We start from the raw sequence: 23,214 nt of genomic DNA, 5'->3' as shown, positions 1-23,214 counted from the left end.
AGCACCCCGGCCAGCCCGGAACCGGACGCGGCCCGGCACGGCCGCCGATGGTCCCGGCGCAGCCCGGTCCGAACGCGGGCCGGCCGCCCCGGACGGCGGAGCACGCCGCGGCCGAGGACGGGCACCCGCAACCGGGCGCCCGCGGCCAGGGGCAGGGGCACCGGACCGCGGCCGACCGGCCGCAGGACGAGTCCCCGGCGGCCGGACGCGGTCACGGCGCGGCCGGAGGCCGGCTGCCGGCGCCCGCACCGGCCGGGACCCCCGAGGCGCGGGCCCGGCAGGCCCGGGCCGGTCAGGTCCGCCCGCAGGGCGGCCGGGCCGCCGCGCCGGATGGTGTCCGGGAGCCCCGCGACGCCCGGGCCGCGCGGGACGGCCGTCCCACGCATCCGGCCCACCCCGGCCGGGAGAACCGTGAACCGGACGGTCACGCCCAGGAGGAACACGGCTCCGAGGCCTGCGCCCCGGCGCCCCGCTCGGCTCCATCGGTGCCCGTGGCGCGTGATCGCGCCGTAGGGTGAGTGGCGTGAATGACCGTTTGGTATGGATCGACTGTGAAATGACAGGCCTCGACCTCGACCGGGACGCCCTGGTCGAGGTCGCGGCGCTGGTGACCGACTCCGAGCTGAACATCCTCGGCGAGGGTGTCGACGTCATCATCCGCCCGCCGGCGGAGGCGGTGGCGCACATGCCCGAGGTGGTGCGGACCATGCACACCTCCTCCGGGCTGCTCGACGAGCTGGAGCACGGCGTGACGCTCGCCGAGGCGGAGGCGCTGGTCCTCGCGTACGTGCGCGAGCACGCGCCGGAGGCCGGCCGGACGCCGCTCTGCGGGAACTCGGTCGCGACCGACCGCGGCTTCCTGAGCCGGGACATGCCGGCCCTGGAGAGTCATCTGCACTACCGGATCGTGGACGTCTCCTCGATCAAGGAGCTGGCCCGCCGCTGGTACCCGAAGGCGTACTACAACAGTCCGCAGAAGGGCGGCAACCACCGGGCGCTCGCCGACATCCGGGAGAGCATCGACGAACTGCGGTACTACCGCGAGGCGGTGTTCGTCGCCCAGCCCGGCCCGGACACCGACACCGCGCGCGCGATCGCCGAGAAGTACCAGCCGCCGGCCGGCTGACCCGGGGACCCGGGAGGTGCCCGCTCCCTGCTGAAACCCTGGCGCGAGCACCCTCCCGGATCCTGTATTGTTCTTCCTGTCGGAACGGGAACGCGAAGAGCGGGACCGGGCCGGACAGATGGTGGGTGTAGCTCAGTTGGTAGAGCACCTGGTTGTGGTCCAGGTGGCCGCGGGTTCGAGTCCCGTCACTCACCCCAGAGCCTGAGGGGCCGGTTTCTTCAAGAGACCGGCCCCTCAGGCGTTTTCGCGTGCCCGGCCGCGGACCTCCCCGCCCTCACCGCCTCCGCCCACGTGGCCTCCGTCTCACCTTTTTCTCCCCCGGCGGAGCTGCCGCCGAAAGCTACCGGCTAGTAACGTTGCGGCCATGACCACACCTTCGATCGGCCAGCTGCTCGACTCCACCGTGCCGATGGCACGGACCCTCAAGCTGGAGTACCTGGAGACCACCCCCGAGCGTGCCGTGCTCCGGCTGCCCGACCAGCCCGAGTACCACAACCACGTCGGCGGGCCGCACGCCGGCGCGATGTTCACCCTCGCCGAATCGGCCAGCGGCTGCATCGTCCTGAGCGCCTTCGGCGACCAGCTCTCCCGCGCGGTGCCGCTCGCGGTGAGCGCCGAGATCTCGTACAGGAAGCTCGCCATGGGCGTCGTCACGGCCACCGCCGTACTCGGCCGGCCGGTCGCCGAGATCGTCGCCGAGCTGGACAAGGGCGAGCGGCCGGAGTTCCCGGTCACCGTCGAGATCACCCGTGCCGACGGTGCGGTGACCGGCGTGATGACCGTGATCTGGACGCTTCGCCCCAACTCCTGAGCCACCGGCGGACAACGGCCCGGGGTGCCGACCGGAGCGCGTCCGGCGGGCCTCGGGCGGTCGGGCGAGCCGGCAGTCGGGCGAGCGGTCGGGCCACCGCCCGATGACTGTCCGTGACGGTGGCCGTGGCGGCGGCCGTGACCTCATGGTCCGTCCGCTCGTTCTCGATTCACGTGCGAGCCAAACACCCGACCAAGGACCTGTCGTCAGAGTCCCGTCGTCCGCCCGGAGGGCGGGCCGGGCGGTGGCTCTCCCGGCTGCCGCGGGCCGTCGCGGCGGGCGGAGCGCTCCTCGCGCAGCTCTGGGGGCTCGGCGCTCCGGGCGCCCACGCGGCCGGCGCCGAACCGCTCCCGGAACCGGCGAGCCGGACGGCCGTCGGCCGGGCCCTGACCGGCGAGTCCGTACTCGGCGACTCCCCGCCCGACGGGACCGTGACCGGTGGGCCGTCAGCGGAGCGGACCGCCGGACAGACGGGCGAGGAGGCGGCCGGGGACGCAGCCGCCCCACAGCCCCCCGTGCCGCAGGACCCGCCGCCGAACAGGCCGCAGGAGCCGCCACGGTCCCCCGCGCGGCAGGACGGTCCGGTCGTCGCTCCCGGCCGGACCACGGCCCCCGGGGTGCTCGATCACCTCGCCGGCCCCACCGCCGCGATCGTCCCGGTACCGGAGCTGGACGCCGCGACCACCTCCGTCAGCAGTGCGCTCCAGGACCGGATCAGGGCCGGCGGCCTCCCGCTGCCCGGACAGCGGGCCGCCCTTCCGGACGCCTTCGCCATCGCCTCCGGGCTACTGGGCACCGTACCCGCCCAGTCCCGCCCGGCCGGGGCGCGCGCCTCCCGGGAGGGCGCTCCCGACGGGCCGTCCGCCCCGGTCGGCCGGAACGGCGCCGGTCCCCGGGCCACCCGGCCCGGCGGGGAGCAGCGCGGGCCGGCGGCCCCGCCACCCGCCCCCGGGGAGCCGGGTGACCGGCCGCACCACACCGCCGCCGACCGTCCGGGCACGGGAGCCGCCGGGAGCGGCCGGAGCGCGGCGGAACCGGACCGGCCGACGATCGCGGAGGGCTCCCCCGCCGCCGGTCCGGCCGGCTCGACGGCGGGCTCCACCACGACGGCCGCCGTCACCGTCGCGCACGGCGCCCCGGGGACCGCGACCGCCGTCCTCGCCCCGATCGCGGCCGGGCTGGCCCTGACGGGCGCCGCGATGTACAAGCACCGAGGTCTGCCCAAGGGGCACTGACCCGGACGCACACCGGCGGGGACACGCAGCGCGGCCCGGAGGACCGGCCCGGCGCAGGTCCGGTAGCGGTGCCGGGCCGGGGTCCGGGCCGGGCCGGGCCGACCGGGGCCACCGCCCGGGCCGGGACGGCGAGGCATGCCGTCCCGCCGGTGGACGGTGCACCCGGTGGACGGTGAGGTGAGAACGGTGGCCGACGGGCGGGGGCGGGGTGCCCGGGCGGTCAGTCGCCCGACGGCCCCGTCGCCAGGGCCAGCAGCGGGAGTTCGCGGCCCGGTATCGAGCCGGAGGGTACGGTGCCGATCCGGACCGCGCCCATGGCCGCGTAGAAGGACTCGGCGTTCGGGTCCGCCGCGACGAGGACCCGGCGGAAGCCCGACTCCGCGGCGCGGCGCCGCAGATGGGCCAGCAGAAACCGGCCGACACCCCGGCCGATCACGTCCGGTTCGACGAAGAGCATGTCCAACTCGCCCTCCGGCGGCGCCCCGACGAGGGTGACGAAGCCCAGCACCCGGCCGTCGGCCTCGGCCACCGCCGTCCGGTCGGCCTCGATCCGCTCCGGGTCGAGGGTGAGGTCGACCCGGCAGGCCTCCATGAACTCCGCGTCGTAGCCCCAGTGGGCCTTGGAACGCAGGGCCAGGGCGCTGAGCAGCGCCGCCTCGTCCGGTCGGGCCGGTCTGATCCGCATGGCGCCACCTCTCCCGGTCGGCCCCGTCCGGATTCCGGACGCCGGGGCCCATTGTCGGCAGGACGGGCGGCGCTGCCAACCGGTTTTCCGGGAGCCGGACGCCGCCGGATCAGCGGAAGACGCCCGGGGGCGGGGCCGGGGAGGGGGCCGCGGTGGCATCCGTGGCCGGGGTGGCGCCGGCGGCGAAGTCGGCGAGGGCGCGGCCGTGTTCGACGCGGCCGAGGGCGGCGTCCGAAGCCACCTTGCGGGTCAGTTCGGCGAGCGGGAGCCCGGTGTGGGCGGCGGCCAGGACCAGGTTGCCGAAGCGCTTGCCGCGCAGCACCGCCGGGTCGGCGACCAGGCAGAGCTCGGGGAAGACCGCCCCGAGGGTGGCCACCTGCGAGCGGGCGAACGACAGCGCCGAGCCGTCGGCGATGTTGACCGCGTACCAGCCGCCGGGGGCCAGCGCGCGGGCGGCCAGGGCGGTGAACTCGACGGTGGTGCAGTGGGCGGGCACCCGGGCGCCGGAGAAGACGTCGGCGATCACCAGGTCGACGGTGCCCTCGGGGGTCCGCTCCAGCACGCTGCGGGCGTCCGCGCCGCGCACCTTGACCTGCCAGCCGCGCTCCAGCGGGAGTTCGGCGCGGACGAGCTCCGTGAGGGCGGTGTCGATCTCGGCGACCTGCTGGCGCGAGCGGGGGCGGGTCGCGGCGACGTAGCGGGCCAGGGTGAGGGCGCCGCCGCCGAGGTGGAGGACGGTGAGCGGGCGGCCGGGCGGGGCGACCAGGTCGATGAGGTGGCCGAGCCGGCGCTGGTACTCGAACCCGAGGTGGGTCGGGTCGGCGAGGTCGACGAGCGACTGCGGCGCGCCGTCGACCAGCAGCGACCAGGCGGCGGGGCGGTCCCGGTCGGGGCGGAGTTCGGCGAGGCCGGAGTCGACGGGACGGGTGAGCGGGCCCTGGGCGTGCGCGCGACCGCCGGGGCCGGTGGCGGCCGGTCGGACGTCCGGCTCGGTACGGCTCCGGTCCGTGCTGCGCCCGGCTCTGCTGCTTCGTCCCATACCGGCCATTATCGCCGCCGTGCGGGGAGTCGCCGCAGCTCGGGGCCGGGCGGGCGGCCGTTGCGGGCCGGAACGGCGCGGACGTGGCAGGGCGGGGCGGTCAGAACGGGCCGAGGCCGCCGGCGGTGAGGGTGCAGGCGGCCTCGCAGAGCGCCGAGCGCAGGACCCAGGCGTCGGTGGGGCGGGCGGCGCAGTCGGCGCCGGCCGGGGGCATCACCCAGCGCGGGTCGGTGGGCGGCGGCAGGAAGGCGCCCGCCGAACAGGAGCTCCCGGGCAGGTGCCAGGTCGCCGAGGTGCCGGCCGGGACGAGGAAGGTGACGGTCGCGCCGCTGCGACTCTGCAGCACCGCGCCGCAGGCCCGGCGCAGCCGCAGGATGTCGACCGTCTCCAGGCCGTGCCGCAGGGCGACCGTCACGGTGTCGTACGCGGTGGCGACGGTGCCGCCGGCGTCGGCACCTGGGCCGGGGCCGGGGCCGGGGCGGCGGGACGGTCCGCCGCCGCACGGGGCGCGTCCGGGTCCGCGCTCGTCGGCCGACTCGGGGAGCAGCGCGGGGGCGGCGGCGGCGAGCACCCCGCCGGCGACCAGGCGGTGGTACTGCGGCACTCCGGTGGCCGACATGGGCCCTCCTGTCACCTCGTCGGGATGGAAGCCGCGCCGTCCGGGGTGGGGGTGCCGCCGGGGGGCGGCGGGGACGGCGGGCAGCGGCCGGGGCTTCCACGTATCAGGACAACGCCGAGGAGGCTCCTCAGGCCACGGGGCGCCTTACAGCAAGGCATGGCATTTCATGGCGGATCCGGGCAACAGTGCCCGCTTTGGCACGAATTGACCGCACATCAGCCACAAACTCGCTGTGTCCGCACGGTGACTCCCGGTACTGTCGGTGGGGCCCGACAGCCGTCGGGCCCCACCGGACCCACCCGTGGCCGGGCGCCCCCGACGCCCCACCGCCGCCCGACCCCTCGCACCACCACCCCGCACGACCACGGAGCGCACCATGGCAGCCACCCCACCGGCCAAGCCGAACCGCCCGTCGCCCAACGCCGTGATGCGCGCCCTGCGCGGCGACCGCTCGCCGGGCGAGTTCGCCATGGCCGTACGCCGGGCCGCCCGCGAGATCGGCGAGCACGTCTCCTGCGACGCGCGCTACGTCGGACGGGTCGAGTCCGGCGAGATCCGCTGTCCCAACTACGCGTACGAGCGGGTGTTCCGGCACATGTGGCCGGACCGCTCGCTCGCCGACCTCGGGTTCGTCCCCCGCGCCGCCGTCCGCCGCCGTCCGGCGGACGGCAGGGGCGGCGGCGAGGACGAGGCCTGGACGCCACCTCCGCTCCGCCCACCGTTCCTCCAGGTGCCCGCCCCGCGACTGCCGCTCGCCGCCCGACTCCCGTACGCTGCCTCGCCGTACGCGGAATCGCCCCCACCGGTCGGGGCCCCGATGCCGAGGTTCGCGGCGGCGCCCCGGGGGCCCGACGAACCGCACCATTCCGACGAGGAGAACGACGACGTGCGTCGCCGTACGTTCCTGGCCGGCGGCCCGGCCGCGCTGGCCACCGCGGCAGGCATCGACCGCCCCGGCACCCCCACGGCCGACAACGCCTTCGTACCGGGCCGCCCCGGAGCGGTTCCGCCGCCCCGCAAGGTCGGCGCGGCCGAGGTGCTCGGCGTCGAACAGGCGGTCCGGGAGATCCGGTTGGCGGACGACGCGCACGGCGCCGACGCCCTGTTCGAGCTGGCCGGGCGGTCGCTGCGGACGGCCTACCTGCTGCTCGACGCGTGCGAGTACTCCACCGAGACCGAGCGGAGGCTCCAGGCCGGCGCGGGTGAACTCGCCGTCTCGGTCGGCTGGTTGGCGCACGACTCGAACCGACTGGCGGACGCCCGGTCGTTCTACGCGGAGGCGCTCGCCACCGCGCGGATGGCCGGCGACGCCGCGCTGGAGGCGCACGTCTTCTGCAACAGCGCCTTCCTGGCCCGGGACGCCGGACGCCCCCGCGAGGCGTTGCGGGCCGCCCAGGCCGGGCAGTCCGCCGCCCGGCGGCTCGACTCCGACCGGCTGCTCGCCCTGCTCGCCATGCGCGAGGCCGGCGGGTGGGCGCTGCTGCAGGACCGCGGCGCCTGCGAGCGCGCGATCGCCCGCGCCTGCCTGCTGTTCGACGGCGGCCCGTCGGAGACCGACCCGGAGTGGATGTCCTTCTTCGGCGAGGCCGAGCTCGCCGGACTGCGGTCCCAGTGCTGGTCCGCCCTCGGGGACTGGGACCGCGCCAGCGAGCAGGCGGGGCTGGCCATAGCGCTCCAGAAGCCGCACTTCGTCCGCAACCGGGTGCTGTACACGGCCGAGCTGGCCCACGACCGGCTCGGCGGGGGCGATCTGGCCGGCGCCGCCCAGCACGGGTCGGCCGCCGTCGCACTGTTCGACGAGGTCCGCTCGGCCCGGATCCGCTCCATGCTGGCGGACACCGCGCAGCGGCTGCGCCCGCACCGGCGGGTGCCGGAGGTGGGGCGATTCCTGACCGAGTACGACGTGGCGGCGGCGGCCTGACCGGGCGTCGGCCGGCCGGCGGCGTCAGTGCTTCAGGCCCTCCAGGTGCCCGAGGTCGTTCCAGACCTCGACGGCCGGGGCGCCGTACTCCCAGGAGAGGACGCAGAGCGCGGCGGTGCCGAGCTTGAACCGCTGGGCGTACTCGGGCGGCAGGCCCAGCCAGCGCGCGGTCAGGATGCGCAGCAGGTGGCCGTGGGCGAAGAGCACCACATCGCGGTCGGCGCAGTGCATGACGGTGGTGTCCGGCTCCGGGACACCGTGCGTGTCGTTGAGATCGGCGAGGAGGGCGTCCACCCGCGCGGCGACGTCGGAGAGCTTCTCGCCGCCGGGCACACCGTCGCGCCAGATCAGCCAGCCGGGGTGGTCGGCGGCGCGGATGTCGGCGCCGGTCCGGCCCTCGTACTGGCCGTAGTCCCACTCCAGCAGCTCGGGCCGCTCGACGGCCCGGTCGCCGAGGCCGGCCAGCGCGCAGGTCTCCCTGGCCCGGTCCAGCGGGCTGGTGTAGACGAGGGCGTCGGGCAGGCCGTTCCAGGGGGCTCCGGCCAACCGGGTGCCGAGCGCCCGGGCCATCGCGCGGCCCTCGTCGGTCAGCGGGATGTCGGTGCGGCCGGTGTGGCGGCCGGTGGCGGACCACTCGGTCTCGCCGTGGCGGACCAGCAGGATTCGAGCGGGCATGGCAGGCTCCTCGCGCACAGGACGGCGTCAACGATCGGCCTCACCATTGAGCACCGGTCTCCATGATCCCTCACCTGCGCGGCGCCCACGATCCAGGCCGCCCCCCACGGAGGTCCGGGGCGGTGGCGACCACCGCCGAGGACCGTCAACGGCCGGTCCCGGCCACTCTGTCGGACCCGGATGCGACACTGGGCCGCACCATGAACGTCTCGACGAACGCCCCGTCCGGCGGGCCCGCGGAGCCGCTCGCCCAGCGGCTCGCCACGCTGCGCGGACCGGCGCCGCAGCGCAGTCTGAACGCCCGCGCCCTCGCCGCGCTGGCCGCCAATCCCGGGTGTCACCGCCGGGCCGTGCTGGACGCGGCCGGGGTGGACAAGTCCGCACTGGCCGCCCGGCTCGGCCACGCCGCTCCGTTCGGGCAGTCGCCGTTCGCCCTCGCGCGCGGCGTCATCTTCGAGTCCCGGCTGAAGGAGGACGGCTACGCGGCGTTGCTGGAGCCGCTCCGCCACCGGCTGGGCCTCCCACCCGACGGGGACACCCCGCTCGCCGTACCGGACCTGCTGCGCTCCTCCGGTCCCGCGGTCCGGGCCGACCGGACGAGGGCCGCGCTGGCGGAGGCCGCCGCGGACCCGGACGCCTGGACCCTGCTCGACCACCCGCTGCTGCGGCTCACCGTCGCCGGCTCCACCGCCTACCTGGAGCCGGACGCCGTCGTGGTGCACGGCGGGCGGTGCACCGTCGTCGAGATCAAGTCCTTCCCGGTGCTGGACGGCAGCGCGGACCCGGCCAAGGTGGGCGCCGCCGCCCGGCAGGCCGCCGTCTACGTGCTGGCGCTCCAGGAGACCGCGGCCGCGCTGGCCGGGCTGGACACGGATCCGGACCCGTACGCCGAGCAGCAGCTGCCGGGAAGCCCTCGGTCGACCGTGCTGCTGGTCTGTCCCAAGGACTTCGGCAACCGGCCGACCGCCGTCCCGGTGGACGTCCGGCGGGAACTGGCCACCACCCGCCGCCAGCTGGACCGGATGACCGGCATCGGCCGGCTGCTGGACGCGCTGCCGCCAGGGGCCGACTTCGACCTCTCCCCCGACGCGAGCGGCGCCCCGGTCCGTTCGACCGAGGAACTGACCGGGTCGGTCGAGGCGGTGCCCGCGGCCTACAGCCCGGACTGCCTCTCCACGTGTGAGCTGGGGTTCCACTGCCGCGCCCGGACCCGTTGCGACGACCGGGTCGAACAGCTCGGCCGGAGCGTCCGCGGCGAGCTGGGCACCATCCGGACGGTGACCGAGGCGCTGGCCGTCGCCCACGACGGCCCGGCCGCCCGGAGCCTCGCCGACTCCGACCCCGGCGACAGCGACAGCGACAGCGACAGCGAGAACGCCGGTCACGACGGGCACCCCGACGCCGCGGCCGACGAGGCCGCCGCCCGGCTCGTCCACGCCGCCGCGCTGCGCGCCGAGGCCCTGGGCCGCCCCGTCCCGGCCCCCGCCGGAGGCCCCCGGTGAGCCTGCTGACCACCCTCGCCCGGCTGGAGGCCGTCCGCAGCGGCCGGGCCGAGCCCCTGGCGACCGTCCGCCACCGGCACCTGTCCGACCGCCCGATGGTGGTCGTCCCGCTCACGGCGGCCGGCGAGGCCGGTGCCCCGCTGGCCGTGCTGCTCGGCACCGACCGGGACGCACCGAGGCTGCACTTCGTCCCGCAGCCGCTGAACCGCACGCTGCGCTTCGACTTCCTGGCCGAACTGGCCGCCGACCTGCTGCCCTACCTGGAGTCCTTCGGCGACGACGTGGAGCAGATCGAGGGCTCCGAGAAGGACCCGGAGACCGGCGAGAAGACGCAGGTCCTCCGCGAGCTGTGCGCGGACGCACCGCAGGTGATCGTGCCGAACACCGGTGGGATCCGGCACCTGGCGCTGCTCGGCCGGTCGACCCGGTTCCGCCGCACCGCCGAGGACGACGAACCCGGCCCCTACCCGGCGCCGGCCCGGGTGCCGCTGCTCGGCCGCTGGCTCACCCAGCTCACCGACCGCGCGATGGTGCCCGGCTCCAGCCTGCTGCTGCCGATGACCGGCCTGCTCGCCCGGCACTGGGCGACCGGCCAGAGCCACCTGGAGGACCAGCACCTGGCCGCGCTGCTCGCCTGGCACGCGCCGCCGGCCGGGCTGACCGGCGCCGAGGCCGCCGAGCGGGCCGAGACCGCGCGGGACCCCGAGGGCCGGCTGCTCCACCCGCCGGCCGGGCCGGCCACCGACCCTGCCTTCGACGCGAAGGTGCTCGCCCCGGCGATCACGCGCTACGACGCCGCCGTGGCTGCCCTGGCGGCCCTGACGGACGGCGCGGGGACCGCCGAGCGGACCGCCGCCGACCCGGCCGCCGCCGAGCGGGCCCGGGAGGCCGTCCGGGTCTCGGTCGAACGGCTGCGCGCGGTGCACGCTGACCAGCTGCTGCCCACCTGGCACGACGTCTGGCACGGCCTGGACCTGCTGCGCGCCCTGCCCCCGGGCGGACACCTGGCGGAGCGCTGGACCGGCGACCGCTGGTCCTACACCGGCCACCGGGACCGGCTGGCGGCGGGCGAGCCTCCGCAGCCCCGGGTGGACGACGCCGTGACGGCCGCCCGCAAGCTCGCCCAGCGCGAGCGCGAGCAGACCCGGCTGGACGTCCAGGAGGCGCTGGACGACCCGCTGGCGATGGCCGAGCACCGGCTGGCCGGCGAGGCGTTCACCGGCGTGGTGACCGAGGTGGTGCCGGACTACGACACCTCGGGCCGGTCACCCAAGCCGCGTCCGCTGGTGACGGTCCGCACCGACGACCGCCCGCACGCCGACCTCGGCCGGGACGCGCACCGGGTGTGGGGGTCCCCCGACCCCGGGTCCGGGAGCGCTCCGGCCGGGCAGAAGGCCCAGAAGGCGCAGATCGCCGCGGTCGACCGGACGGCGGGCACCATCACCGTGCGGGTGCTCTCCGGGATGGGGCGGAAGAAGGAGCCCGAGCCGGGGAGCCTGCCCGAGCCGGGCGAGCGGGTCACCTTCACCCTGTTCGAACTGACGGCCCGGCAGGCCGCGCCGCTGCCCGAGCCGGACGACACCCCGTGGACGCACGGCGGTCCGCCCGGTGCGACCGTCACCCTGACGGCGACCGTCCCCGCGGCCTCCGAGGATTGGGAGTGATCCGGCCGATGAGCACCGAGCAGACCCCCGGTGACGCCGCCGACGCGGCGGTGGCGCGGATCCTGGCGGCGACCGTCCACCCGGCCGTCGGCGCGCCGCGCGGGGTGGTCGTGGACTCGCCGCCCGGCGCCGGCAAGTCGACCCTGGTGGTGCGCGCCGCGCGGGAGCTGGTGGAGGCGGGCGAGCGGCTGATGATCGTCGCCCAGACCAACGGCCAGGTGGACGACCTCGTGGACCGGCTGGCCGCGAAGGCGCCCGACCTGACGATCGGCCGGCTGCACGCGGCCGACGCCCGGCCGGCGCCCGAGGTGCTGCGGCACCCCAACGTCACGCCCTCCGACAAGGTGACCGACCTCGCCGAGCTGGACGTGGTGATCTCCACCTCCGCCAAGTGGCAGTGGGTGCGGACCGAGCAGCCCTGGCGGCACGCGATCGTCGACGAGGCGTACCAGATGCGCTCGGACGCGCTGCTCGCCGTGGCCCGCCTGTTCGAGCGGGCGCTGTTCGTCGGCGACCCTGGTCAGCTGGACCCGTTCACGGTGGTCGGCACCGAGCAGTGGGCCGGCCTGTCGTACGACCCGTCGAGCAGCGCGGTGGTCACCCTGCTCGCCCACAACCCGCAGATCGAGCCGCACCGGCTGCCGGTCTCCTGGCGGCTGCCGGCCAGCGCGGCGCCGCTGATCTCCGGCGCGTTCTACCCGTACACGCCGTTCCGTTCGGGCACCGGCCCGGAGGACCGCCGGCTCACGGCTGCGGTGCGCCCGGACGGCTCCGCGCTGGACGCGGCGATCGACCGCGCCGCCGAGCACGGCTGGGCGCTGCTGGAGCTGCCGCCCCGGCACACCGTCCGGACCGATCCGCAGGCGGTCGCCGCCGTCGCGGCGACCGTCCGCAGGCTGCTGGAGCGCGGGCTGACGGCCCACTCCGAGCAGGGCTCCGTGCCCTTGACCCCCGGCCGGGTCGCGGTCGGCACCGCCCACCGGGACCAGGCGGCGGCCGTCCGGGCGGCGCTGGTCGGGGCCGGGGTCCCGGTCGATCCGACGGCCGGACCCGCGGTGACGGTGGACACCGCCAACCGGCTGCAGGGGCGCGAGTACGACGTCACCGTGGTGCTGCACCCGCTCTCCGGACGGCCCGACGCGACGGCGTTCCACCTGGAGACCGGCCGGCTCTGCGTGCTCGCCTCCCGCCACCGACACGCCTGCATCGTGGTGGCCCGGGCCGGGATCGCCGAGCTGCTGGACGAGCATCCGGCCACCGAACCGGTGCAGTTGGGCGTCCCGGTCACCTTCCCGGACGGCTGGGAGGCCAATCACCGGGTGCTGCACCACCTCTCCGGGCACCGGGTGCGGCTGGATCGCTGAGCCGCCCGCCTCGGCCGCCCGGGCCGCCGCACCCGGCCACCGGGGCCGGCCCGGGCGGTGCACGCCCCCGGCGCGCCCGGCGGGAATAGCGCCCGAACTCGCACCGTTCCGTTACCGGCCGCCGCCGCGAGACAATGGACGGCGGCCACGACCGGGCGGCGCCCGTCCCAGCCGTCGCCGCCCGCCCCTACCGAGCACCCGGAGGTGTCCTTCCATGCCCGACTCCCATGCGCAGGCGTCCGACCCGAGCGGCCCGGCCGCGGCGGCCGGTCCCGGCGAGGGCGCCGGTGCGGCGCCCGGCCGCCGGAAGCGCCCGGTGCAGCTGCTGTTCGAGCCGCAGGCCGACGAACCGGAGCCGGAACGCTTCTTCGATCTGGAGTCGATAGACGACCCGGCCGAGCTGCTGCGCCGCTCCACCGAGCTGGCGCTGGCGTTCCGCGCGGCCGCCGAGCGGGCCACCGACTTCCAGGCGGTCGCCGCGGCCCAGCTGGCGGATCCGCGCCGGTTCGACGCGCTCTCGGAGACCGAGATCGCGGGACGGGCCGACTGGACGCCGGACTACGCGGCCAAGATGATCGAGTACGGCCGCAGCCTGCTCCTGCCCCGCCGCCACGAGGACTGAGGCACGCCGGACCCGGCCGGCCGGCGGCCCGTTCCGACGCGGCCCGACCCGTGCCCCGGCCCGACCCGGCCCGGGCCCGTTTCCGGGCACCCGGAACCCTCCGCCGCCGCTGGCATATGCCGGGGGGAAGCGGAAGGGTACGCCGTCGGCCGCTCCACTGTCCGGCAAACCACGCTTTCCCTCCCGGCCACGCCCCGGACACCCCACCCTGCTGTGCGTGGACATCTGGACGTATCAGTCGGTGGAGTACGTGACCGTGGCCGGGGAGGCCTGGCTCGCCTCCGCCAGCGAGTACCCGCGCAGCATGCGCGCCCTCTGGGAGTCCCGCCCGTGGGCGCCCTCGGTGCTGCCCTGCGGACGTGCCTTCGACGTGATCAGCATGCCCGCGCTGTTCGGGCGCCGCGTGCTGGACGAGCTGTGGGCCTCCGGGCCTGGCTGCGGGCCGGTGGCCGCCTACCGCGGGCGGACGCTGCTGTTCGTACGGCCGGGGGCGGCGCCCCGGCTGCGCCGGCTGCTGGCCTGGGAGGAGTGGGCCCGGGACGTACCGCCGCTGCTCTGCCACGGGCAGGGGGACGCGGTCACCGTCCCGCCGGTGCAGCGGATGGTGAACGGCCCGGACTCCCCCGGTCTGGGCGCGGGGCGGTGGATCGTCGCCCCGGACAGCCGGGAGCCGTGGCTGCCGGGCGCCTCGGTGGTGCTCTGGGCCTGTGTCCGGGCGGCCCGGGAACCGGCCGCCGCCCTCCGCTGACGGCACCCGGCGGGGGAGCCCGGCGCGGGGCCGGAGCGGCGGTCCCGGGCGCGGCGCCGGGGGCGGATATTCGATTTTGGCCGGGCCGCGACCCGCTGCTAAAGTCTTCCCTGTCAGCAGGCGCCGCTAGCTCAGTTGGTTAGAGCAGCTGACTCTTAATCAGCGGGTCCGGGGTTCGAGTCCCTGGCGGCGCACAGACAGCCGGAAGGCCCTTCGCGAGAGCGGAGGGCCTTCCGGCGTTTCGGCGACCGGAGCCGGCGACAGGCCCGGAAAGCAGGCCCGGGGCCGGCCGGGGAGAGCTCCCCGGCCGGCCCCGGCCGGTCTCAGCGCCCGCGCAGCGCGCGGTAGCGGGCGACCAGCTCGGCGGTGGAGCTGTCCAGCTCCTCCGTGCCCTCACCGGTCAGCAGCACCGGCTCGATCCGCTTGGCGAGCACCTTGCCCAGCTCGACGCCCCACTGGTCGAAGGAGTCGATGTTCCAGACCGCGCCCTGGACGAACACCTTGTGCTCGTAGAGCGCGATCAGCTGGCCGAGCACCGACGGGGTCAGCTCGCCCGCCAGGATCGTGGTGGTCGGGTGGTTGCCGCGGAAGGTCCTGTGCGGGACGAGCTCGGCGGGCACGCCCTCCGCCGCGACCTCCTCCGGCGTCTTGCCGAACGCCAGCGCCTGCGTCTGGGCGAAGAAGTTGGCGAGCAGCAGGTCGTGCTGGGCGACCAGGCCGGGCAGCAGGTCGGCGACCGGCCGGGCGAAGCCGATGAAGTCGGCCGGGATCAGCTTGGTGCCCTGGTGGAGCAGCTGGTAGTAGGCGTGCTGGCCGTTGGTGCCGGGGGTGCCCCAGACCACCGGGCCGGTCTGCCAGCTCACCGGGTTGCCGTCGCGGTCCACCGACTTGCCGTTGGACTCCATGTCCAGCTGCTGGAGGTAGGCGGTGAACTTCGACAGGTAGTGCGAGTACGGCAGCACCGCGTGCGCCTGGGCGTCGAAGAAGGCGCCGTACCAGACCCCGAGCAGGCCGAGCAGCAGCGGGACGTTCTCCTCGGGCGGCGCGGTGCGGAAGTGCTCGTCGACCAGGTGGAAGCCGTCCAGCATCTCGCGGAAGGCGTCCGGCCCGATCGCGATCATCAGCGAGAGGCCGATCGCCGAGTCGTAGGAGTAGCGGCCGCCGACCCAGTCCCAGAACTCGAACATGTTGGCGGTGTCGATACCGAAGTCGGCCACGCCCTCCGCGTTGGTGGAGAGGGCGACGAAGTGCTTGGCCACCGCGTCGGTGTCGGCCTGCAGGCCGGTGAGCAGCCAGTTCCGGGCGGAGACCGCGTTGGTGATGGTCTCGATGGTGGTGAAGGTCTTGGACGCGACGACGAAGAGCGTCTCGGCCGGGTCGAGGTCGCGGACGGCCTCGTGCAGGTCGGCGCCGTCCACGTTGGAGACGAAGCGGACGTCGATGCCGCGGTCGGTGTAGGAGCGCAGCACCTCGTAGGCCATGGCGGGGCCGAGGTCGGATCCGCCGATGCCGATGTTGACGACGGCGCGGATCCGTCGGCCGGTGTGGCCGCGCCAGGCGCCGCTGCGGACCTGCTCGGCGAAGGCGGCCATCTTGTCGAGCACGGCGTGGACGCCGGGCACCACGTTCTCGCCGTCGACCTCGATCACGGCGTCGCGCGGGGCGCGCAGCGCGGTGTGCAGGACGGCGCGGTGCTCGGTGGTGTTGATCTTCTCGCCGCGGAACATGGCGTCCCGCAGGGCGGCGACGCCGGTGGCCCCGGCCAGCTCGCGCAGCAGGGCCAGCGTCTCGTCGGTGACGAGCTGCTTGGCGTAGTCGACGTGCAGATCGCCGACCTGGAGGGTGTAGCGGCGGCCTCGCTCCGGGTCGGCGGCGAACAGGTCGCGCAGGTGCGTCGCGCCGAACTCCTCCCGGTGCTTGGCGAGAGCGGCCCACTGCGGGGTGCGGTCCAGCGGGGTTCGGGCGTCGGCGCGGGTCTCCGACATCGGTTGCTCCTCGTTTCATCTGGGTGCAGACACCGGCGGGGCCAGGCGGGAGGGTTTCGCGAGGTCGTACCGGTTCTGGGGGTGCGCCGACTCCGTTGGCGGCCTTGCCCGGGACCAGCCTATGCAACGCCGGGACCAGGGGTGCGCATTCCGTTCGTCGGCGTCCGGTCGGCGGTCGCCGCTGTTCAGGCGCGCGTCGCGGTACGGCCGCCGGGATGTCACGGACCGTCCGGCCGGGTGCGGAGCCGCCCCGCGCGGGGCGGGACGGCCGGGCCCGCCCCGCGCGGGGAGGGCGCGGGGCGGGGCCCTTCCCGGAGGGTCCGTCACTTCCGTTCGGAGCGCAGGTCCAGGCCGCGGAGGACCTGGTCGACCAGCTCCGGGTCTGCGCCGGTCTCGGCGCGGGCGACCAGCATCTCGCGCCGGGAGGCGGCGATCATCTCCTGCTCGACGCTGTGGGCGGCGCGCCACTGGGAGAGACGCTGCTTGGCCTCGGTGGCCTCCTCCTCGGCGTAGTTCTCGGGGCAGAGCCGGGCCAGCCGGTCGTGCTGACGGTCCCTCAGCCGGTCGGCGACCTCGGCGGGCAGCTTGTCCTGCTCCTCCAGCTCGCCGAGCCGGTCGAGGCCGGCACGGGCGGCGCGCCACCAGAGCTGGCGGACCGCCTGCTCGTGCCGGTCGTGGTCGAGGTCGAGGTGGAGCCACTTGGCCAGCAAGGGCAGGGTGAGCCCCTGGACCAGCAGGGTGAAGAGCACCACGCTGAAGGCGATGAAGACCAGCCGGCCGCGTTCCGGGAAGGCGTCACCGGAGTCGACGGTGAGCGGGACGGCCAGGGCCAGCGCCACGGTCGCCACCCCGCGCATCCCGGACCACCAGAGCACCACGCTCTCCTGCCAGCTGATCGGGGTGTCCTCCTCGGAGCCGGAGCGCAGTTTCTGGGAGAGCCAGCCGGCCGGCAGCAGCCAGAGCAGCCGGACCACGACGACCACGGCGATCACCACGGCGGCGTCGCCGAGCATGCTGGTCCAGCCGGAGCCGGCCTCCTTGAGGACGGTGGCCAGTTCGAGCCCGATCAGGCCGAAGGCGACACCGGTGATCAGGATCTCGACGATCTCCCAGAAGGCGTTGCCGACCAGCCGGAAGGAGACGGCGTCGGCGTCGGCGGCCCGCTCGGCCAGGTAGAGCCCGCAGACCACGACGGCGAGGACGCCGGAGCCGTGGATCTCCTCGGCCAGGCTGTAGGCGGCGAACGGCACCAGCAGGTTGAGCGCGACCTGCTGGGTCGGGTCCTCCAGGTAGGAGGCGAGCTTGGTGTTGGCCCAGCCGAGGGCGACGCCGATGACGACGGCGAGCACCGCCGAGAGGACGAAGCGGAGCACGGCGTGGCTGGGCGAGAAGTCGCCGCCGACCACCGCGTCGATGGCCAGCGAGTAGATGACGATCGCGGTGACGTCGTTGAACAGGCCCTCGCTCTCCAGGATCGACACCAGTCGGCGGGGCAGTCCGACGCTTCCGGCCACCGCGACGGCGGCGACCGGGTCGGGCGGGGAGACGAGGGCGCCGACGGCGATGGCGGCGGCGAGCGGGAGGGCGGGGAGCAGCCAGTGCACGGTGCCGGCGACCGCGACGGTGGTGACCACCACCAGGGCGACGGCGAGCAGCAGGATGGAGCGGATGTTGGCCTTGAAGTAGCGGACCGAGGAGCGCCGCGCGACGGCGAAGATCAGCGGTGGCAGGACCAGCGGCAGGATCAGGTCGGGGTCGATGGCGATGTCCGGGATCTGCGGGACCACCGCCATGACGATGCCGAGCAGGGTCATCAGCACCGGTTGCGGCACGCCCGTGCGGCGGGCCAGCGGCATGGTCACCACGGAGGCGAGCAGCACCAGGAAGAGCAGGGGCAGCTGGCCCACGGGGAGGTTCCTCTCGGCGACGGACGGGTACGGCGCGGACGTGATCCGGGCCGCCGTCGAGGATAAATCTGACAATGCACTCAACTGTGGCAACGCGCCGAGGACAGGGGTTGACCTCAAGCAGGCTTCACGTCTGATGATCGAGCCCCGACGGTCGACCAGACAGGAGTTCCCCCATGAAGGCAGTCACCGTGCCCCGGTTCGGCGGCCCCGAAGTGCTGCGGGTGGCCGAGGTGCCCGACCCCGTCCCCGGGCCGGGCGAGGTGCGGGTCACGGTCTACGCGGCCGGGGTGCAGCCGGTCGACCTCTCCGTCCGTGCGGGCCTGGCCCCGGCCGGCGTCGAGATAGCGCCCGGGCTGGTGCCCGGCAACGAGTTCGCCGGGGTGGTCGACCGTCTCGGGCCCGGCACCGAGGGCTGGGCGGTCGGTGACGAGGTCCTGGGCTTCCGGCTGCTCGGCTGCAGTGCCGAGCGGGTCGTCGCGGACGTCGCCCGCCTGGTGCGCAAGCCGGCCGGGATGCCCTGGGAGCAGGCCGGGGCGCTCTCCGCCTCCGGGCAGACCGCGCACCTCGCGTTCGAACAGCTGAAGGTCGACCGGGGCGAGACCGTCCTGGTGCACGGCGCCGCCGGCGGGGTGGGCACGATCGCCGTCCAGCTGGCCCGGGCCCGGGGCGTGACCGTGATCGGCACCGCGGGCGAGCGCAACCACGACTACCTGCGGGAGCTCGGCGCGATCCCGGTCACGTACGGCGACGGGCTGGTCGAACGGGTCCGGGCGGTCGCGCCGCAGGGCGTGGACGCGGCCTTCGACGCGGCCGGGCGCGGGGCGTTGGAGGCCTCCGTCGAGCTGGTCGCCGACCGGGACCGGATCGGCACCGTGGTCGACTACCCGGGCGCCGGACGGCTCGGCGTCCGGGGGATCCGGGGGGAGCGGACGGCGGCCCGGCTGGCCGAGCTGGTCGGCCTGTGGGAGACGGGCGCCCTGCGGGTGGAGATCGCCGACACCTTCCCGCTGCAGCGGGCGGCCGACGCCCACCGGCTGGTCGGCACCGGGCACGTCCGGGGGAAGGTCGTCCTCGTGCCGTGACGGCGTGCGACGGGCCCCGGGCGCGGGGCGTCTCGCGCCGGGTGCCGCCCCGGGCACCGGACCGCCGCCCCGGCCGATTGTGCGTTCCGGCTGCTGACCAGGTAATGTTCCTGCCGTCAGCAGGCGCCGCTAGCTCAGTTGGTTAGAGCAGCTGACTCTTAATCAGCGGGTCCGGGGTTCGAGTCCCTGGCGGCGCACAGGCAGCCGGAAGGCCCTTCGCGAGAGCGAAGGGCCTTCCGGCGTTTCCGGGTCCGCAGGCGCGCGCCGGGCGCGGCGCGACGGGCCCGTAGCGGTCAGTGCGGGATGGCGGAGATCAGCTCGGAGGCGCCCTGCCGCTTGAGGGCGAGGGCGGTCGCCGTGCCGAGGTCCTCCGGGCTCAGCGAGCCGGCCCACTCGTGGGCGTCCAGGATCTGCTTGCCGTCCGGGGTGAAGACCCGCCCGCGCAGCGAGAGGCGGCCGTCCGGCTCGGCCTTGGCGTAGCCGGCGATCGGCGAGTTGCAGTGGCCCTGCAGCACGTGCAGGAACATCCGCTCGGCGCTCGCCTCGCGCCAGGTCGGGTGGTCACCGAGGCCGGCGACGGCGTCGATGGTGGCGGTGTCCTCGACGCGGCACTGGAGGGCCAGGATGCCGGCGCCGATCGGCGGGCACATCGTCTCGATCGGCAGGACCTCGCTGATCCGGGCCTCCTCGCCGATCCGCTCCAGGCCGGAGAGCGCGAGCAGCAGCGCGTCCGCCTCCCCCGCCTCCAGCTTGGCCAGCCGGCTGTTGGCGTTGCCGCGGATCGGCACGCACGCCAGGTGCGGGTGCGAGGCGGCGAGCTGGGCCCGGCGGCGGACCGAGGAGGTGCCGATCCGGGTGCCGGGCGGCAGCCCGTCCAGGGTGAGGCCGCCGGGGTGGACGAGCGCGTCGCGGATGTCGTCGCGCCGCAGGTAGGCGGCGAACACCGTGCCGGCCGGCAGCGGGCGGTCGGCCGGCACGTCCTTCAGGCAGTGCACGGCGAGATCCGCCTCGCCGGCGAGCAGTGCCTCGTCCACCTCCTTGGTGAACGCGCCCTTGCCGCCGAGCCGGGCCAGGTCGCCCATCCACCGGTCGCCGGAGGTGGTCACCGGCACCACCTCGGTACGCAGCCCCGGGTGCAGGACGGCGAGTTCGGCCCGGACCCGCTCGACCTGGGCGAGCGCCATCGGCGAGGAGCGGGAGACGATGCGGATCAACTCTGCGGTGGTCATGGTCGGATGATAGGTCGTCAGACCGGAAGGGCCGGCGACGGGTCACCCGAACGGCGGCCACCCGCCGTGGCGGGGGCGGGCGCCCGGGTGATGAGGTACTCGGCCACCACCAGGTTGATCAGCCAGCACGTCCAGGAGGCGGCCGCGTACGCCTGGTCGAACGGGACGCCGAGGGCGTCCATCACGACGAGCCAGACCCGCAGGGTCGCCCCGGCGAAGATCAGCGCGTAGGAGCGGGTCATCCAGGCACGGTGGCGGGCTATCTCGCCGCGCCGGACGGCCCGCCAGGCGATGGCCGTGGAGAGCAGCAGCAGGGCGTCCAGCATCCCGAAGCCGATCGGCGCGATCGGGCCGACCAGGGCCTTCGGCACCAGCACGAGACCCCCCGCGGCGGTCACCAGGACGGTGACCAGGTAGACCCGGCCGATCGTCCGGTGCAGGCCGGGACGGCGGGCCCGCAGCCGGGGCAGGAACTGCCAGGGGCCGAGCAGGATCGCCAGCACGCCGCCGCCGACGTGCAGGGCGAGCGGGAGCCGGTTGGCCAGGTAGACCGCCCGCTGCTCCTCCAGGAAGACCTCGGGGTCGAGGGTGAGGTAGCGGGAGGTGAGGAGGGCGGTGGCGGCGGCCAGCGCGGTGACCGCGAACCAGCCGGCCCGGCGGGCCCGGCCGGTGGAGGCGCGGCGCGAGGTCCGGGTGGCGGCGGGCGCACCGGCGGGGGCGGGCGGCGCGACCGTCGGTGCGGACGGCGCGGGGGTGCCGGTCGGGGCACGGGAGTCCGGATCGTTCATGCCCCGGACGGTACGGAGCCGGGGCGGTCGGGCGCGTCCACCCCTCGGGGTGGCCCGGCCTGCTCCGGGCGGGTGACCGGCGCGCCCCCGGAGGTGGTACCGGCGGGCGCCGCACCGCCGGACGGTCGGCGCCGGAATACCCCAGCAGGGCGATGCGCGGCCCGGCCGGCCACCGCTACCGTACGGCCCGTGCGCCCGCACCCCCGCGCGGCGGTCACCGCCCTCACCCGGGAGCCGCCATGAGCCCTCCGTCCGCGATCCGGCCGATCAGGATGATCCGGACGAGCCCGCTGAAGCGGATGAGCCGACTGGTCCCGCCGGTGTGGACGGGCCCGGCCGACCGGGCGGGCCGGGCGGGCCCGCTGGGCCGGACGAACTGGACCAGCCCCCGGGACGCCGTCCTGGCGGGCGTGTTCCTGATCGCCATGGCCGTCGACCGGATCGAGGCGGCCGACGGACTGCACACCGGTCTGCCCCTCGCGCTGGCGCTGAGCGCGGTCGCGGCCGGCGCGCTGGCCGTCCGGCGGACCCTGCCGCTGGCCGGCTACCTGGTGGGCTCGGCGGCGCTCTCGGCGGAGGCGCTGTTCGTCCTGCCCAGCGCCGTCTCGCCGTACGCCAACCTGGTCGGCCTCTACTCGATCGGCCTGTACGCGACGCGCCGCCGCGCCTGGTTCGGCCCCTTCGCCGCCCTGCTCGGCATGGCCGCCTACTTCGCGGACCTCGCCCACACCTACCCCGTCATCCCGACCGGCGTCCTCTTCCTGTGGCTGCTCGGCTGGGCCGTCGGCTACGGCACGGCCCGGCGGGTCGAGGAGCGGGGCGCCGCCCGGCTGCGGCTGCGCCAGCAGGTCGTGGCCGAGGAGCGGGCCCGGCTCGCCCGCGAACTGCACGACCTGGTCGGCCACACCCTGAACGTCCTCCTGATCCAGGCCGGCGCCGCCCGACGGCTGCTCGACCGGGAGCCGGAGCGCACCCGCGAGCTGCTGTCCGGGATGGAGCACAGCGGCCGCGAGGCGCTGGACGACCTCGACCGGGTCCTCGGGCTGCTGCGGCGCGGTGCCGAGGCGCCCGGGGGCCCCGCCCTGCAGCCGGGCCTGGCCGACCTGGACCGGCTCACCGGGCGGCTCGAACAGGCCGGCCTGCGGGTGAGCGTGCGGGTCGACCGGGGCGCCGACCGGGTGCCGCGGAGCCTCGACGTGTCGGCGTACCGGATCGTCCAGGAGGCGCTCACCAACACCGTCAAGCACGCCCGGGCCCGGACCGCCTCGGTCACCGTCCGGTGCACCGGTGGCTCGCTCGACATCGAGGTGAGCGACGACGGCCGGGGCTCCGACGCCGGGTACACACCCGGCCGGGGGCTGCTGGGCATCGCCGAGCGGGTCTCGATGCTCGGCGGCAGCGTGGAGCACGAGCGCGGCGAGCAGGGCGGCTTCCGGCTCCGCGCCGTGCTCCCGATCCCGTGAACATCCGGGTCGTCGTGGCGGACGACGACGCACTGCTGCGCGCGGGGGTGGCCCTCGTGCTGGAGACCGACGACCGGATCGAGGTGGTCGGCCACGCCGCGGACGGCCTGCGGGCGGTGGAGCTCTGCCGCGAACTGGTGCCGGACGTCGTCCTGATGGACGTCCGGATGCCCGGCATCGACGGGGTGGAGGCGACCCGGCGGATCACCGCCGCCGGACTGTCGACCCGGGTCCTGGTGCTGACCACCTTCCACCACGACGACTACGTGTGGGGCGCGCTGCGGGCGGGAGCGGGCGGCTTCCTCCTCAAGCGGGCCTCGGCCGAGCGGCTCATCGACGCGGTGCACACGCTCGCCGGGGGCGAGTCGGTGCTCGACCCCGCGGTCACCCGGGACCTGGTGGCGCAGGTGGTCGGCCGTGTCGCGGACCGGCCTCCGCCGTCGCCGGAGGACACCCGGCTCGCCCAGCTGACGGCGCGCGAGCGGGAGGTGCTGCGGCTGGCGGCGGAGGGGCGGTCCAACCGGGAGATCGCCACGCTGCTCGTCCTCGCCGAGTCGACGGTGAAGACGCACATGAAGCGGATCCTCACGAAGATCGACGCCCGGGACCGCGCCCAGGCGGTCGCCATCTCGTACCGGAGCGGACTGATGCCGCCCCGGGACGCGCTGGGCGGGTACTGACCCCGGGCCGGGCCCCGGCCCGGGTCCGTACGGCCCGGGGCGCGGTCAGGCCCGGCGGCGCGGTCA

20 protein-coding genes and 3 tRNA genes are annotated in these 23,214 nt (G+C 75.8%); 15 read left to right on the top strand and 8 right to left on the bottom strand.

The genetic code is table 11. The features are described 5' to 3' along the window. Positions 1–523 precede the first annotated feature (523 nt). The 4 genes from orn (at position 524) to PUR56_RS28605 (ending at position 3,172) form a co-directional block, all read left to right on the top strand. Entirely contained in the window at positions 524–1,126 is a 603-nt protein-coding gene (gene orn / locus PUR56_RS28620; RefSeq protein ID WP_329951056.1) for an oligoribonuclease, read from the top strand. 121 nt (positions 1,127–1,247) lie between these two features. Continuing rightward, a tRNA-His gene (locus PUR56_RS28615) sits at positions 1,248–1,323 on the top strand. A gap of 167 nt (positions 1,324–1,490) precedes the next feature. Beyond that, the gene (locus PUR56_RS28610; protein ID WP_329883720.1) at positions 1,491–1,937 is read left to right on the top strand and encodes a DUF4442 domain-containing protein; all 447 of its coding nucleotides are present in this window, start codon (positions 1,491–1,493) and stop codon (positions 1,935–1,937) included. 173 nt (positions 1,938–2,110) lie between these two features. Next, positions 2,111–3,172 carry a hypothetical protein gene (locus tag PUR56_RS28605; protein WP_329951055.1) on the top strand — a complete coding sequence of 354 codons (1,062 nt, stop codon included), beginning with the start codon at positions 2,111–2,113 and terminating at the stop codon, positions 3,170–3,172. A 220-nt stretch (positions 3,173–3,392) separates the two neighbouring features. On the opposite strand, the gene PUR56_RS28600 is transcribed toward PUR56_RS28605, so the two are convergent. The 3 genes from PUR56_RS28600 to PUR56_RS28590 form a co-directional block, all read right to left on the bottom strand. Further along, a complete protein-coding gene (locus PUR56_RS28600; protein ID WP_329951054.1) occupies positions 3,393–3,857 on the bottom strand; it encodes a GNAT family N-acetyltransferase in 465 nt (154 codons plus the stop codon). Between the two features lie 109 nt (positions 3,858–3,966). Next, positions 3,967–4,905: a spermidine synthase gene (locus PUR56_RS28595; RefSeq protein ID WP_329883717.1), complete on the bottom strand. Its 939-nt coding sequence runs from the start codon at positions 4,903–4,905 to the stop codon at positions 3,967–3,969. 91 nt (positions 4,906–4,996) lie between these two features. Continuing rightward, positions 4,997–5,515, bottom strand: a complete 519-nt coding sequence (locus tag PUR56_RS28590) for a hypothetical protein (protein ID WP_329951053.1) — start codon at positions 5,513–5,515, stop codon at positions 4,997–4,999. A gap of 376 nt (positions 5,516–5,891) precedes the next feature. On the opposite strand from PUR56_RS28590, the gene PUR56_RS28585 reads away from it, so the two are divergent. Continuing rightward, complete coding sequence (locus PUR56_RS28585) at positions 5,892–7,436, top strand: tetratricopeptide repeat protein (protein ID WP_329951052.1); 1,545 nt, start codon at positions 5,892–5,894, stop codon at positions 7,434–7,436. A 24-nt stretch (positions 7,437–7,460) separates the two neighbouring features. Here PUR56_RS28585 and PUR56_RS28580 read toward each other — a convergent pair whose 3' ends face one another. Beyond that, positions 7,461–8,111: a histidine phosphatase family protein gene (locus PUR56_RS28580; protein WP_329951051.1), complete on the bottom strand. Its 651-nt coding sequence runs from the start codon at positions 8,109–8,111 to the stop codon at positions 7,461–7,463. A gap of 200 nt (positions 8,112–8,311) precedes the next feature. Between PUR56_RS28580 and PUR56_RS28575 the strand changes: the two genes are divergently transcribed. The 6 genes from PUR56_RS28575 (at position 8,312) to PUR56_RS28550 (ending at position 14,205) form a co-directional block, all read left to right on the top strand. Then, positions 8,312–9,613, top strand: a complete 1,302-nt coding sequence (locus tag PUR56_RS28575; protein WP_329951050.1) for a hypothetical protein — start codon at positions 8,312–8,314, stop codon at positions 9,611–9,613. Next, a complete protein-coding gene (locus PUR56_RS28570; protein ID WP_329951049.1) occupies positions 9,610–11,277 on the top strand; it encodes a hypothetical protein in 1,668 nt (555 codons plus the stop codon). The genes PUR56_RS28575 and PUR56_RS28570 overlap by 4 nt, the downstream gene beginning before the upstream one ends. Before the next feature lie 8 nt (positions 11,278–11,285). Then, on the top strand, positions 11,286–12,641 hold the full coding sequence (locus PUR56_RS28565; RefSeq protein ID WP_329951048.1) for an AAA family ATPase: 1,356 nt from the start codon (positions 11,286–11,288) through the stop codon (positions 12,639–12,641). A gap of 214 nt (positions 12,642–12,855) precedes the next feature. After that, entirely contained in the window at positions 12,856–13,263 is a 408-nt protein-coding gene (locus PUR56_RS28560) for a hypothetical protein (protein ID WP_329883709.1), read from the top strand. Positions 13,264–13,480: 217 nt separating this feature from the next. After that, complete coding sequence (locus PUR56_RS28555; protein ID WP_329883708.1) at positions 13,481–14,011, top strand: bifunctional DNA primase/polymerase; 531 nt, start codon at positions 13,481–13,483, stop codon at positions 14,009–14,011. 120 nt (positions 14,012–14,131) lie between these two features. Next, a tRNA-Lys gene (locus PUR56_RS28550) sits at positions 14,132–14,205 on the top strand. A gap of 129 nt (positions 14,206–14,334) precedes the next feature. Here PUR56_RS28550 and pgi read toward each other — a convergent pair. Beyond that, positions 14,335–15,996, bottom strand: a complete 1,662-nt coding sequence (gene pgi, locus PUR56_RS28545) for a glucose-6-phosphate isomerase (RefSeq protein WP_329951047.1) — start codon at positions 15,994–15,996, stop codon at positions 14,335–14,337. A gap of 323 nt (positions 15,997–16,319) precedes the next feature. Then, positions 16,320–17,903 (bottom strand): Na+/H+ antiporter, encoded by a 1,584-nt coding sequence (locus PUR56_RS28540; RefSeq protein WP_329883706.1) that lies wholly within the window; start codon positions 17,901–17,903, stop codon positions 16,320–16,322. 176 nt (positions 17,904–18,079) lie between these two features. On the opposite strand from PUR56_RS28540, the gene PUR56_RS28535 reads away from it, so the two are divergent. Both PUR56_RS28535 and PUR56_RS28530 read left to right on the top strand, forming a co-directional pair. Further along, on the top strand, positions 18,080–18,988 hold the full coding sequence (locus tag PUR56_RS28535) for an NADP-dependent oxidoreductase (RefSeq protein WP_329951046.1): 909 nt from the start codon (positions 18,080–18,082) through the stop codon (positions 18,986–18,988). 123 nt (positions 18,989–19,111) lie between these two features. Further along, positions 19,112–19,185: transfer RNA gene (locus PUR56_RS28530), tRNA-Lys, on the top strand. Between the two features lie 96 nt (positions 19,186–19,281). On the opposite strand, the gene hemC is transcribed toward PUR56_RS28530, so the two are convergent. Together hemC and PUR56_RS28520 are read right to left on the bottom strand one after the other, a co-directional pair. Then, positions 19,282–20,217, bottom strand: coding sequence for a hydroxymethylbilane synthase (hemC, locus tag PUR56_RS28525; RefSeq protein ID WP_329951045.1), 936 nt, complete (start codon positions 20,215–20,217; stop codon positions 19,282–19,284). 17 nt (positions 20,218–20,234) lie between these two features. Beyond that, positions 20,235–21,005 (bottom strand): DUF2306 domain-containing protein, encoded by a 771-nt coding sequence (locus tag PUR56_RS28520; protein WP_329951044.1) that lies wholly within the window; start codon positions 21,003–21,005, stop codon positions 20,235–20,237. Between the two features lie 239 nt (positions 21,006–21,244). Here PUR56_RS28520 and PUR56_RS28515 point away from each other — a divergent pair, with 239 nt between their 5' ends. Next, on the top strand, positions 21,245–22,468 hold the full coding sequence (locus PUR56_RS28515) for a sensor histidine kinase (protein WP_329951043.1): 1,224 nt from the start codon (positions 21,245–21,247) through the stop codon (positions 22,466–22,468). Then, positions 22,465–23,148 (top strand): response regulator transcription factor, encoded by a 684-nt coding sequence (locus PUR56_RS28510; protein ID WP_329883701.1) that lies wholly within the window; start codon positions 22,465–22,467, stop codon positions 23,146–23,148. The genes PUR56_RS28515 and PUR56_RS28510 overlap by 4 nt, the downstream gene beginning before the upstream one ends. Positions 23,149–23,214: the final 66 nt, after the last annotated feature.

This window comes from Streptomyces sp. BE303 (assembly GCF_036290945.1).
In the GTDB taxonomy this organism is placed as follows: domain Bacteria; phylum Actinomycetota; class Actinomycetes; order Streptomycetales; family Streptomycetaceae; genus Kitasatospora.
Note: the sequence above shows the minus strand (reverse complement) of the source record. Positions and strands in the feature narration are given on the sequence as shown.

Bases quoted from the DNA above. Each gene is read 5' to 3' on its own strand.
- PUR56_RS28595 (WP_329883717.1), bottom strand. From the start codon at position 4,905: ATGGCCGGTATGGGACGAAGCAGCAGAGCCGGGCGCAGCACGGACCGG.
- pgi (WP_329951047.1), bottom strand. From the start codon at position 15,996: ATGTCGGAGACCCGCGCCGACGCCCGAACCCCGCTGGACCGCACCCCG.
- PUR56_RS28610 (WP_329883720.1), top strand. From the start codon at position 1,491: ATGACCACACCTTCGATCGGCCAGCTGCTCGACTCCACCGTGCCGATG.
- PUR56_RS28600 (WP_329951054.1), bottom strand. From the start codon at position 3,857: ATGCGGATCAGACCGGCCCGACCGGACGAGGCGGCGCTGCTCAGCGCC.
- PUR56_RS28520 (WP_329951044.1), bottom strand. From the start codon at position 21,005: ATGAACGATCCGGACTCCCGTGCCCCGACCGGCACCCCCGCGCCGTCC.
- PUR56_RS28590 (WP_329951053.1), bottom strand. From the start codon at position 5,515: ATGTCGGCCACCGGAGTGCCGCAGTACCACCGCCTGGTCGCCGGCGGG.
- PUR56_RS28515 (WP_329951043.1), top strand. From the start codon at position 21,245: ATGAGCCCTCCGTCCGCGATCCGGCCGATCAGGATGATCCGGACGAGC.
- PUR56_RS28580 (WP_329951051.1), bottom strand. From the start codon at position 8,111: ATGCCCGCTCGAATCCTGCTGGTCCGCCACGGCGAGACCGAGTGGTCC.
- PUR56_RS28535 (WP_329951046.1), top strand. From the start codon at position 18,080: ATGAAGGCAGTCACCGTGCCCCGGTTCGGCGGCCCCGAAGTGCTGCGG.
- PUR56_RS28585 (WP_329951052.1), top strand. From the start codon at position 5,892: ATGGCAGCCACCCCACCGGCCAAGCCGAACCGCCCGTCGCCCAACGCC.
- PUR56_RS28575 (WP_329951050.1), top strand. From the start codon at position 8,312: ATGAACGTCTCGACGAACGCCCCGTCCGGCGGGCCCGCGGAGCCGCTC.
- PUR56_RS28565 (WP_329951048.1), top strand. From the start codon at position 11,286: ATGAGCACCGAGCAGACCCCCGGTGACGCCGCCGACGCGGCGGTGGCG.
- PUR56_RS28560 (WP_329883709.1), top strand. From the start codon at position 12,856: ATGCCCGACTCCCATGCGCAGGCGTCCGACCCGAGCGGCCCGGCCGCG.
- hemC (WP_329951045.1), bottom strand. From the start codon at position 20,217: ATGACCACCGCAGAGTTGATCCGCATCGTCTCCCGCTCCTCGCCGATG.